Source organism: Intestinimonas sp. UBA1698 (genome assembly GCF_002320075.1).
GTDB lineage: Bacteria > Bacillota > Clostridia > Oscillospirales > Oscillospiraceae > Intestinimonas > Intestinimonas massiliensis.
The window spans coordinates 1-11,779 of record NZ_DCJO01000036.1; the positions used below are offsets into that span (position 1 = coordinate 1).

Annotated in this window: 9 protein-coding genes; 2 read left to right on the forward strand and 7 right to left on the reverse strand. The window is 55.4% G+C overall.

The genetic code is table 11. The features are described 5' to 3' along the window. Nucleotides 1–145: 145 nt before the first annotated feature. Both B3H64_RS09580 and B3H64_RS09585 read right to left on the reverse strand, forming a co-directional pair. Nucleotides 146–1,225: a site-specific integrase gene (locus tag B3H64_RS09580; protein ID WP_286734714.1), complete on the reverse strand. Its 1,080-nt coding sequence runs from the start codon at nt 1,223–1,225 to the stop codon at nt 146–148. Between the two features lie 2 nt (nt 1,226–1,227). Then, on the reverse strand, nt 1,228–1,431 hold the full coding sequence (locus tag B3H64_RS09585) for a DNA-binding protein (RefSeq protein WP_286734716.1): 204 nt from the start codon (nt 1,429–1,431) through the stop codon (nt 1,228–1,230). Between the two features lie 303 nt (nt 1,432–1,734). Between B3H64_RS09585 and B3H64_RS09590 the strand changes: the two genes are divergently transcribed. Beyond that, nucleotides 1,735–2,223, forward strand: a complete 489-nt coding sequence (locus tag B3H64_RS09590) for a helix-turn-helix domain-containing protein (RefSeq protein WP_286734718.1) — start codon at nt 1,735–1,737, stop codon at nt 2,221–2,223. A 293-nt stretch (nt 2,224–2,516) separates the two neighbouring features. On the opposite strand, the gene guaA is transcribed toward B3H64_RS09590, so the two are convergent. The 5 genes from guaA to B3H64_RS09615 all read right to left on the reverse strand — a co-directional run bounded on the left by guaA (nt 2,517) and on the right by B3H64_RS09615 (nt 10,277). Further along, nucleotides 2,517–3,806, reverse strand: a complete 1,290-nt coding sequence (gene guaA, locus B3H64_RS09595) for a glutamine-hydrolyzing GMP synthase (RefSeq protein WP_050618744.1) — start codon at nt 3,804–3,806, stop codon at nt 2,517–2,519. A 156-nt stretch (nt 3,807–3,962) separates the two neighbouring features. Continuing rightward, nucleotides 3,963–4,589 (reverse strand): hypothetical protein, encoded by a 627-nt coding sequence (locus tag B3H64_RS09600; RefSeq protein WP_050618745.1) that lies wholly within the window; start codon nt 4,587–4,589, stop codon nt 3,963–3,965. Nucleotides 4,590–4,764: 175 nt separating this feature from the next. Then, complete coding sequence (locus tag B3H64_RS09605; RefSeq protein ID WP_286734720.1) at nt 4,765–8,859, reverse strand: S-layer homology domain-containing protein; 4,095 nt, start codon at nt 8,857–8,859, stop codon at nt 4,765–4,767. Beyond that, on the reverse strand, nt 8,856–9,143 hold the full coding sequence (locus B3H64_RS09610) for a hypothetical protein (RefSeq protein WP_050618746.1): 288 nt from the start codon (nt 9,141–9,143) through the stop codon (nt 8,856–8,858). Before B3H64_RS09610 ends, B3H64_RS09605 begins: the two co-directional genes overlap by 4 nt. Nucleotides 9,144–9,434: 291 nt before the next feature. Further along, the gene (locus B3H64_RS09615) at nt 9,435–10,277 is read right to left on the reverse strand and encodes a tyrosine-type recombinase/integrase (protein ID WP_050618747.1); all 843 of its coding nucleotides are present in this window, start codon (nt 10,275–10,277) and stop codon (nt 9,435–9,437) included. Between the two features lie 436 nt (nt 10,278–10,713). Between B3H64_RS09615 and B3H64_RS09620 the strand changes: the two genes are divergently transcribed. Beyond that, the gene (locus B3H64_RS09620; RefSeq protein ID WP_050618748.1) at nt 10,714–11,583 is read left to right on the forward strand and encodes an AraC family transcriptional regulator; all 870 of its coding nucleotides are present in this window, start codon (nt 10,714–10,716) and stop codon (nt 11,581–11,583) included. Nucleotides 11,584–11,779 lie beyond the last annotated feature (196 nt).

Below are 11,779 nucleotides of genomic sequence, written 5' to 3' on the forward strand. Positions count from 1 at the left end.
GAAGTCCAGACAACCGTACCGTCTGGTAGCCTAACTTACTCTCGCTGGCACCTGGGGTCCTAACGGACCTCTACTTTGATATACTTTTTTTGAACCATCTGTTTTTGTACCACCGCCATTCATTTTGGGGGTTGACTTCTAATAGTTAATCTTTCTCATTTTTCAGCGAATCCAGTTTGTCGGCCATTTCCACCTGGCGGGTGGGAAACAGATGAGCATAGCGGTAGGTGATGTCGATACTTTCATGCCCCACGCGCTCCGCGATGGCCAGGGCGGTAAAGCCCATGTCGATCAACAAACTGATGTGGCTATGTCTCAAATCGTGTATGCGAATCCTTTTCACCCCCGTTTGCTTGCAGCCGCGGTCCATTTCCCGGTGGAGATAGCTCTTGCTGATGGGGAACATCCGGCTGTCCGGCTCCACGCCATAGAGCTGCTTGAGATAGTCCTGGAGCTCATCACACAGGAACTGGGGCATCTGGATCACCCGGTTGCTCTTGGGCGTCTTGGGGGTGGTGATGACATCCTGCTTGTTGAGCCGCTGGTACGACTTGTTGATGGAGAGGGTGCGTTTCTCAAAGTCGAAGTCCGCCGGGGTCAGGGCCAGCAGCTCGCCCTCCCGGACACCGCACCAGTAAAGCACCTCAAAAGCGTAGAAGGACAGCGGCTTATCCATCATCGCCTCGGAGAACCTGGTGTACTCCTCCCGGGTCCAGAACAGCATCTCCTTCCGTTCCTCCGCCCCCATGTTTCCCGCCTGTCGGGCCGGGTTGAGGTTCAGACCGTAAAACCGGGCAGCGTGGTTAAAAATGGCGCTGAGTTGATTGTGAACTGTTTTCAGGTAGGTTTTGGACAGGGGCTTGCCGTGACAGTCCCGCATTTCCCGGATCTCGTTCTGCCAGCGCATGATGTCCTTGGATGTGATCTCCGACAGCTTCCGCTTGGCAAAATAGGGCAGGATCTTCTTCTGGATAATGCTCTCCTTGGTGCGCCAGGTGTTGAGTTTCAATTTGGGCTTGATGTCCTTCTCATAGAGGGCAACAAAGCTCTCAAAGGTCATGTTCACATCGGCCTGCTTCTCCATCAGGAACTCCCGTTCCCATTCCAGTGCCTCCCGCTTGGTGGCAAAGCCACGCTTGAGCTTCTGCTGGCGCTCACCCTTCCAGTCGGTGTAGCGGAACTGCACATACCAGGTGCCGTTGTCTTTGTTCTTGAACGCTGCCATGATTACTCCCCCTTTCTTACTGTCTCAGTTCTCGTGCCATAGAACTTCTCATGGAAGAATTTGCGGTCGATCCGGCCCGAAATCGTGATGCAGCCGGTTTTCGCCAGTTCCTCATTCATCTGCCGGATGAGCTTGTAGGCATAGGGCACGGATACGCCCAGCTCCTCGGCCACTTCATTGACGCGCATAAAAATCTGATTTGCCATGGTAAATTCCTTCCTTTCTTTGTTGTTGGTGACTGCGGCCTGCAAGTGTTGTGTTTCATAAATGCCTCCTTACTTATGTCCGCCACTTTTTCTCGGTTTCGCAACCAAAAATCTGACGGGCCATTTAATTCGCTATGTTATCTAAGCTTATTAGCTTAGTATCCTTATAATACTATACATATAAGCTTAGTTCAAGCCTTTCAGAAGAAATATTGTTAAATAAATTTGCTTAGATTATCTTGACAAAACTAAGCAAATATGCTACGTTTCAGATGAGAACAACTATAGATGGGAGCTGGATGTATGGCGATTGGCGAACGGATTCACTTTTTCCGTCTCCTGCGGGGGATGACACAAAAATATCTCGGCATGGCGCTGGGCTTCCCGGAGAAGTCTGCCGATGTGCGCCTGGCACAGTATGAAACAGGGTCAAGAACTCCTAAGACAGACCTTACTGCTGCCCTGGCGCAGGTACTGGATGTCTCGCCCCATGCACTCTCCGTCCCGGATATAGACTCCTATGTGGGGCTCATGCACACCCTGTTTACCCTGGAGGACAACTACGGTTTGAAGATCACGGAGCAAGATGGTGAGCTTGCCTTGCAGGTAGATTTCCGTAAAAACAAAGATGCTGCCCGGCTGCACGAGATGCTCTGGGCCTGGCGGGAACAGGCCGCCAAGCTGGAGACCGGAGAGATTTCCCAGGAGGACTATGACCGCTGGCGTTACCACTACCCGGAGTACGACAGCAGCCAGATCCGCGCCAAGGTGCCGCCGGAGGGCCTGATCTGACCCTCTCACTTGTAGGCCACGGCAGAGGCCGTTTGTTGCGCAAAATCAGAAAATTCAGATAAATGAGGGCAAAATAAAAAAGGTCTAACTGATCAGCAAAAATCAGTTAGACCTTTTACTTGTGAATAAAAAGATGAGGATTTTCAGGCTACTCGCAAGCCACCCGATTTTTTGTTTCAAACGCAATAAATCGGGATTTAACGAGTGCTATCAATCTGCTATCAAATGGGGATTTGAAAAATCAAAAAGTCAGTATTTTCAAGGGTTTGCGGGCCCTCATATCCACTTTTTGCTTATTCCCATTCAATGGTGCCGGTGGGCTTGGGTGTCAGGTCAAACAAGACCCGGTTGACGCCCTTAACCTCCTTCGTGATGCGCTTGGTGATGTGCTGGAGCAGGTCAAAGGGGACGTTCTCCACCGTGGCGGTCATGGCGTCCACGGTGTTGACGGCACGGAGGATAACGCACCACTCGTCGGCGCGCTTGTTGTCGCGGACGCCCACAGACTTGATGTCGGGGATGGCGGTAAAGTACTGCCACACCTTGCCCTCCAGACCGTTCTTGGCAAACTCCTCCCGAAGAATGGCGTCGGACTCCCGGACGGCTTTCAGACGGTCACGGGTGATGGCGCCCAAGCAGCGGACACCCAGTCCGGGGCCAGGGAACGGCTGGCGGTAGACCATGGAATCAGGCAGCCCCAGTGCCTTGCCGCAGGCGCGGACCTCATCCTTGAAGAGCATCTTCAGCGGCTCTACCAGCGCAAAGCCAAGGTCCTCGGGCAGCCCCCCCACGTTGTGGTGGGATTTGACCGCCTTGACCGTCTTGGTACCTGACTCGATGATGTCGGGATAAATGGTCCCCTGGGCCAGGAACTCGATGCCCGAGAGCTTGCGTGCCTCTTCCTCAAAAACCCGGATAAACTCCGCGCCGATGACCTTTCGCTTGGTCTCCGGATCAGCCACACCCGCCAGCTTGTCCAGAAAGCGGTCCACGGCGTCCACATAGATGAGGTTGGCGTCCATCTCGTCCCGGAACACCCGCACCACCTGCTCCGGCTCCCCTTTGCGCAGAAGGCCATGGTTCACATGGACGCAGGTGAGCTGCTTGCCGATGGCCTTGATGAGCAGGGCCGCCACCACCGACGAGTCCACTCCGCCGGACAGCGCTAACAGCACCTTCCGTTCCCCCACTTGCCGGCGGATCAGCTCTACCTGATCGGCGATAAAATTCTCCATATTCCAGTTGGGCTGGGCGCCGCAGAGTCCAAAGACAAAATTAGACAGCGCCTCTCTGCGCATCTCCCCGTCGTCCGGCCAGGGGGCGTCCCCCTTGTGGTCGGCCAGAAGGACCGGCACCTCATAATTATAGATCTCCTTGGCCGCGTCGATCTCCACTCCGTTCACGATCCGGTTGGCCCCGCCGTTCAGGATGATGCCTTTTACATTGGGAAGCGCCTTGAGCTCCTCCAGCGTGATGTCGTGGGGATGGATCTCACTGTAGACCCCCAGCGCGCGGATCTCGCGGGCCAGACGCGGATTCTCCTCACTGCCCAGGTCCAAAATAACGATCATGTCCTGCCTCATTGCAGTACCTCCTATATCTTCCGTATGGGTGTTTTTAATCCTACCATATCTGCGTGCCGAAATCCAGACTCAATTCCGCTCCATCTGCTCCATCTGCCAACCGCAGCTCCACCCAAGCGGTGCTCATGTTGAACTCATAGGACAGGATTTTCATCGTCATTGCTCCCTGGTTTTTCGGCGCACTCGTTCGTCAGACCGCTTGCCGCCCTCTGGAAAGATGTGCGGTTCCATCGGGATTACGCCTTTTTCGCTATGATCCAAAGCCCTGCGGAATATGTGGATCAGCTCCAGGGCGCTGCGGAAGGCCGTGGCGCTATCCCTGTCTCCCGCTCGGATTAGTATGCCTTGCATGGAAGCATTCTGTCTGGAATACACCCGCAGATAAAAACTCGCCAGTTTTCCTCGCCTTGGCCGCAGAGCATGGAAATCCCAGGCAGCGACTGGAGCAGAGCCGCGGGACACCTCCGGAAGGGGCCCCTTTTTGCGCTTTCGGGCCCTCCGGCCGCTCAAGGTACGTGTGATATTCCACGGCTCGGCCAGTCTGCTCTCATTCAGCACTTCCTCCATCGAGAACAATAATTGATCCAGGCTGTGGAAGGGACGTGGCGCAGGCAGGCAGAAACTGTGCAGCCACCCTTCCGCCAAGCCGTTTTCAAAGCTGTCCACACAGACGACCAGTGTGCGGCAATACTCGGGCCATTGGCCACCGTCACGGGATATTTCGTCCTCTGCAATATAGCGGGGTTCCAAACGATCGGCCACCAAAATACACTCTTCTTTCATCTGCAACCCACCTTTTTCAGGGCCGGCTGTTTTACAGGGCCCACTGACAAACATCCCATGTTCAAATGAGTCCCTTGCCATTCTTTCTCCAAGCCCTCCAAAGGATTGGAGGGCTTGGAGAAAGGGGGGCCGGGAGGCCCCCCTCCCGCGATAGGCGGGAAACGGGATCGGGGGATTATTTCACGACGTTTTCACAAAAGCGCATGAGGATGGCCGCAACTTGGGCCCGTGTTGCCCCAGCCTTGGGAGAAATCGTGGTAGTGCTGGTGCCTCTGACAAGGCCCGCGGCGTTGGCCCACCGGATGGCCTCCTGTGCATAGCCGCTGACCGTCCCAGCGTCGGAGAAACCAGACAGGTCAGCCTTTGCGCTCATGTCATAGCCCTGGAATCCGGCATAGCGATACAGAATGGCCGCCATCTGCTCTCGGGTAATGGTGTCGTCCGGGCCGAAGTTCCCGTCGTCATAACCATTCACAATCCCGTTTTCAGACGCCCAGGCAACAGCCTCGGAATAATACTGACCGGCAGGCACATCCAGGAAATCTGCGCTCTCCCGGCTCGCAGGCGACCCCGCGAGCCGATGGAGAATGGTCACGATCATACCCCGGGTCGTGGTCGCATCGGGACTGAACGTGGTGCTGCTGGTACCGTTCATCATGCCCTCGCCATATACGAACATCACGGCGTCATAGAACCAGTCGCCCGTCTGCACGTCCAGGAAGGGCAGCGTGGTCAAGGCGGGCTCTTCCACAAAGCTCACTGTGATCTCCACTTTGGAGGCGGGCATGGTAAAGGTGTACTGGGTATCGCTTTTCTTGGTCAGCTTCACGGCGTCGCCGCTTTGGTCGGTGACGGTAAGGTCATCCAACTCATAGCCGGAATCCGGCTTGACAGTAATCGTTACCGCGGTGCCCTTGGATGCATTTTTGTGGCTGACGGAAACGGAGCCATGCTTCACACCGGAAGGCGTGGAGACGGCATAAGTAGTAGTGGAAGAACCACCACCGCCGGAGGGAGCGCTGTAAACGCAGGTGTAGATGCCGTTCTCCTCCTGGACCGTCGTGCGGGCGCTGGCGCCCTTCACAGTGCCGCTAAAGATTTTCCCAGCCTTGTCAAGGGTAAAGGTCACCGTGCGGCCGACCGTCACGGCCTCGCTGTTGTCCTTCACCAGGGTAATCGTCTCGCCGTTCTGCACGGCGTCCACAGCGGCCTGGAGCGTGGTATAGCCAATCTCGCCGATCTTGGCGGCGGGGGCCTGTGTGGTCACCACAAAGGTGCTGAAACCGTTGGGATTGGTGAAGGTAATTGTGCTGTCATTGTTCCTCGTGGCGCTGTACACATAGGTCCTCGTGCTGCTCTTGATGTGCCGGACATAGAACTGCGCATCGCCATCAGCAAAGCTGGATGCAAGGGGGACCGTGATCTGGATCGGGGTCGTGACATTCAGGGTCTGCGCTTCCTTGAGGACCACGGCGTTTTGGCCCTCACCGCTCTCCGTTTTGATATGGTCGGGATCGGTGGTGGCGACAACATGGTACTTCGCCGCGATCTCCAACGTCATAGTCTTGGAGCCGTCCTCAGCCGTCTCAATTTTCTCAACGGCAACGTCCAGATAGGGCTGGACCACAACCGTAATGGTGGCACTGTCATCTGCAAGGTCGCCAAGTGCGGTCTTTGCCGCGTCCTCAGTGCCGACAATCGAGGAATCGTTGGCGAGGGCACTTGCGGCTGCGGCCAGAGTATTTGTGGTCGCTTCACTCTTCGCGGCAGTCGCCACCTGATCGGTAGTGATGCCTGTGCCATCGGGGACACTCACATTTGGTTCGCCGGCGGAGACAGCGGTTTCCACATCGACCTCGGATACGCCAATCGTGTAATAGCCGGCCTTATCACTGACGACGGCGTCCTTGCCCTCTGCGATATAGCTCTTGTCGGGCTTGTGGGAGAAGTAACCGTCGGTGATGAGAATGGTACCGCCCGGATATTTCTCGCTGTTCACAACCGCACCATAGGGCTCAACGCCTGTAAAGGTACCGCCTTTGATGGTCAGTTGACCCTTGCCGGCGGATTCCAACACGCCGTTCCATACAGCCTCCTCGGCTGTGCTGGTAAACGTACCGTCATTGATCTCGGCCACATTCCAGTTCATAATATTGGCCTGGGCGCCGGTTTGAAAGGTGCCGCCGGTGACCGTCAGCGTGCTGTAGTCGTCGTTCTTGACATTGTTCAGGCCGCCGGTGAAGGAACCGCCCTCAATGGTCAACACGCCGGCAGTCACGCCCTCTCCAGCCTGCGTGCCGAGATTGCGGATCATGCTGGAGAATTTGCCGCTGTTCTCTACGGTGACCCCTTTGTTGATGGTCATGACGCCCTGGTTATCAATGGTGTACCAGGAGTTCCCGCCGCTGGTCGCAGCATCCACGCCCGTCTCAGCGCTTCTTTTGAAAATGCCGCCGTTAAGTACCGCAGTGCCGTAGTTCACCAGAGCGCCCTTGCCGTGGCTCACATTGTCCACGGTGCCCTCGCCGGTAATGGTCAGGGTGCCATTGTTGATAATGGTATGTTTGCCGTCTTCATTGGTGAGAGTCTTGCCGTTCAGGTCCAGCGCCACAGTGGCGTCGGCAGGAATGGTCGTAGATTGTGTTGCGCTCTCTCCCAGCTCCACCGCTACATCAGCGCCAGCAGCCAGATAATTCAGTGCGCTTACATCGGAGAAGGTACCACTCTGGACGGAAATACGTGCATTGTTTTCCCCACCATTGGGGTTGGTCCGTTCAATCTTACCGAGAATCTCACTTTCCCCTTTGACTGTGACCGACACGCCGGTATAGTTGGCATAGTCGCAGGAATCAAAAGCAAAACCATTCTTAGGAGCAATGATTTCACAGTTCTGAATCGTCACATTGCCGCAGTTATTGGAAAGGGTATATTGTCCGCGTCCGATATTGGTACCGTCCAACGTCATATTGTCCAGTGTCAAATCGCAGTAATTTTGGACGAGCATCCGCACACCGGAATCGGCTGTCGAAGAAATCGTGCCGTTTTTCAAGGTTACCTTCGCATTTTCATTTCCAGTCCCTTTCCACTCCAGGTGGAAGGCTTGGCTCTGGGTGCCCATGGAACCTACCGCCGGGCCGGTGCAGGTGTATGTATGGTTGTCAAAATTGATGGTAAAGTCCTTCACCGCAGTTTTGGCGCCGTTCGCTGTATTTAGAAAAGTGCCAATACCACTGCCGCTGGCATTCGTCAGCAAAATAATCGTTCCGCCGTCTTCAACCGCTGCCACAGCGGCGGCCAGGGTGGCGTAACCGCGCTCAACACCATCGGTGGTGATGGAGGCTGTTGCAAACCGCTCGCCAACGCCTTCGGTGCCGGTCGTCGTTGCAGGGGTAATGTTGTAGGTGATCTTGTTTCGGATCGCTGCCGGATCGTATGCGGCATTGCAGCCGTCATCAAGGCCGTAGACCCATGCGGTGTTGGAGAAGGTGCAATCCGTGATGTTCACAACATTCTGACTTACATTCGTGTCGGAGATAACATTGCTGTAAACAGCGTCCCACATGTTTGTGAAGGTACAGCCGGTAAAGTTAAGGATCACGCCGCTGGCGTCAAAGCCTGTGATCACGGCGTAGCCGTTCTTTTCGCCTGCGGTGTTCTCAAAGTTGACATTCTCAAAGGTCAGATTAACATCGGTCACGCCCTCCAAGTTGTTCTTGTCAATCTGCTTGAACACGCCGCCGGCGGGGAACTGAATCGTGTGGCCTTCGCCTTTGATAGTGAACGTTGCCTTCTCGGGTACGATAATGGAGCCGGTCAGGGTGATGTCGGCAGTCAGGGTGATGACGTCAGTACCAACTCCATTAGTTCCGGCAGCATTGACGGCATCCGCGAGGGTCGAATAGCCGGTCTCACCGATCTTAACGGGCTGTTCCCCCACACTCTCCACCGCCGTGATATCAACCGGGTCAATCACATCAATTGTTTCATAATAGGCGTTGCTATCCGCATCGTCCATCGGGGCAGGCACATTATTTGTGTCTGTGTTAATGCCGCTGGTCTCATCATTAGCCGAGGCGGGTTCCCCGTCCACTTCATCACCTGCTTCGCCAGCATCATTGTTCGCAAAGGGAAGAACGCAATCGCCCTCATGACCGGCCTCCCGCGTACATCCCACCGTGGCCGTGCAGGGCTCCGCGGCCAGCGCCACGGTGGGCAGCAGGCCCGCCACCAGGCACACGGCCAACAAACTTGCTATTAGTCGCCGTTTCATGTACAAATTCCTCCTTTTTCTTCTTGCCACCCCTTGGTCCGGGGCGCGGCCAGTGAGCACATCAGCCGTTCTTTTGCAGCCTCCGGGGTCGGTTGGTGCGGTTCACCTGTCAGATATTCCAGGGCGTCGTTCCACTCGAACAGCGTCCCGGACTGCGGACTGACCTTCTCCAGTGCCCGGGCCAGCCGGAGCCGCTGAAGGTCATCGATGTACCGCAGATCAGACAGAAACTCACACCCGGCCTGGACCGCCATTGCATCCAACAGGGACATGTTTGCATCCATACCAACATCACCTCCACATCACAAAATCAACATTTCGCATACAGGTATACACTGCTTTTTTACTTCGGCAAGCCCAAAAACGGAAAAATAAGGAATTCAAGGGTTCATTGCAGCAGCAAAAGGGCGCAAAAAGACCAAGCCGCAAAATCGAGGTTTCAGCGGCTTGAGTTTTTGTGCCCAAAAGTGTCAATCCCCCTTGATAATCATAGGATTGCGTAGTACAATAACCATGCTATATGTAGCTGAAGGGGCCGGAGTGCCGATAGCTTCAAGGCAAAATGTTGATTTTGTCTATGAGACAAGTCCCAGGCGGTCCAGTTGTCTGACCTGCTCGGCTCCAGTGGTCACAAGATAGATGCGGGTAGTCTCGATGCTGGAATGGCCCAGCACGTCGGCTAGACGCGCGATGTCCTTGCAGGCCTGGTAAAATGTCCGGGCAAACAGATGCCTCAAATTGTGGGGATAGACTTTCTCCGAAGCTACACCCGTCGCCTTACAAAGCTGCTTCATCTCCGCCCATATCTGCCGCCGTGAAAGGCTCCTCCCGCTTCTGGTGAGAAAAATCTCGCCGGAGGCGATTTTCTGTTTCCTGGCGTATTTCAAGAGTTTGCGGCACAGCTTATTGGGCAACAGAATCATCCGTATCTTGCCCTTTAAGGCAATCTCCGCCCGGCCACACTGGGCAGCTTCCACCGTGAGATACTTCACCTCGCTCACCCGCACGCCGGTGGCGCAGACGGCCTCCATCAGCAGGGCAAGGCGCTCCTTTCCAGCGGCCCGGGCCGTGTTCACCAGCAGGTCGTATTCACCCCGGGTCAGCTCCCGGGACTGGTCCCGGAACAGCCGGCGCTGAACCTTCAGAAATTTTACCCGGATGCCCCAGCCCAAAAAGCGGAACAGGCCGTTGACGGCGGCCAGCATGGAGTTAACGGTACTGGGCTTGTGGCCGCTGGATAGCAAACGGTCTCTCCACTCCGCCGCTAATTCCCTTGTCACCGGGCGGCCCTCCAGCCACACGGCAAAAGCCCGCGTGTCCCGCAAATATTTCTCGATGGTGCTGGGGGCGTGCTCTTCCGTACGCAGACACACTCCGTAGGCCGTAATCTGGTCTTGCGTCAGTTGGTAGTTGTCCATGGAAAATCCTCCAGTCGCAGTAATGACAGTATTTTACCCGATTGCGGGCTTCATATGGGATGGGTACTCGCACGGACACAAGCCAGAAAATAAATCGCTCCGGCTCACCCGGGAAGCGCATCGACATTGGTGTGCGCATGATGTAATTGCCTTTGGGTAAAGTTGGCGGATCATGTCGGCCTGTGTTAAAATAACACCCAAGCGATGAAGAAAGCGCACGTCTCCATAAAAGGCAGAGATGTGCGCTTCTTTTCCTACAATTGCTTTCCGCGCTTGATTTCCATAAATTATATAAATTATTTGTTTTTGCGGAGGGCCCTGGCAATAGAAACACATCAAATGGAGAGACGGCTATCCTGACAGCAGAACGCACAGGATGTCAGGCTTTCACGGCTCAGATGTGCGATAATCAGTTCAGACGGAAGGAAGGGGTCCTATGGATTGGATCACAGGAATCCAGCGGGCGCTGGATTACACCGAAGCGCATTTGACGGAAGAGATCGACTACAAGGAAGTGGCGAAGCAGGCCTGCTCCTCCTCCTTTCACTTTCAGAGAATGTTCGGCATGCTTTTGGGCCTTACACTGGGCGATTACATCCGCATGCGGCGGCTGACGCTGGCGGCCTGCGACTTGCAGCAGACCGGCGGCAAGGTCATCGATATTGCTATGAAATACGGTTACGACACGCCTGAGAGCTTTTCCAGAGCCTTTGCCCGGTTCCACCACATCAGCCCCACCGAGGCAAGACAGGGCGGGAGCGTCAAATCCTTTTCCCGGCTGTCCGTCAAACTGATTTTAACAGGAGGCAACACCATGGATTACAGGATTGAAAAGAGGGACGCATTCAAGGTCGTCTGCAAGAAAAAGCAGGTCACGCAGCCCCAAGGTGACACCGCCACCGCCGACATTTCGGCCTTTTGGGATGCGTGCAGCCGAGACGGCACACTGGAGGCGATCTGCAAATATGCCGATTTCCCGCAGATTGGCGGAATGCTGGGCATCTGCTTCTCCGGGGAGATGGACGACTCGGCGTTTCCCTATGGCATCGGCGCACCCTACAACGGAGCAGAGCTCAGGGACAAGGGGCTGGAAGTGATTGAAATCCCGGCTCACACCTATGCGGTCTTTACTTGCAAGGGCAAGATGCCCGACGCGTTCCAAAAGACCTATCAGCAGATCTGCACCGAGTTCTTTCCCCAAAGCGGCTACGCGTACGGCAACGGCGTGGAACTGGAGGTGTACCCTTCCGCCAATACCCAGGACCCGAACTACACCTGTGAGATTTGGATTGCGGTAAAGAAGTAACCCTTATCCCTTCATGGCGCCCGCACGATTCCCGTGAGGCGCCTGCATCTCACGGGAGCCCTTTTGTATTTGATCTCCTTGGGCGAAGCAAATTTGCCCTGCGCGAACTCGGCTGCACCGAATTTCGCACCGCACTGGCGGCGTTCCGCTAGTGGCGCATCCAAAATGACCGGACAAGCCAGAGGGCCTCGGAAAG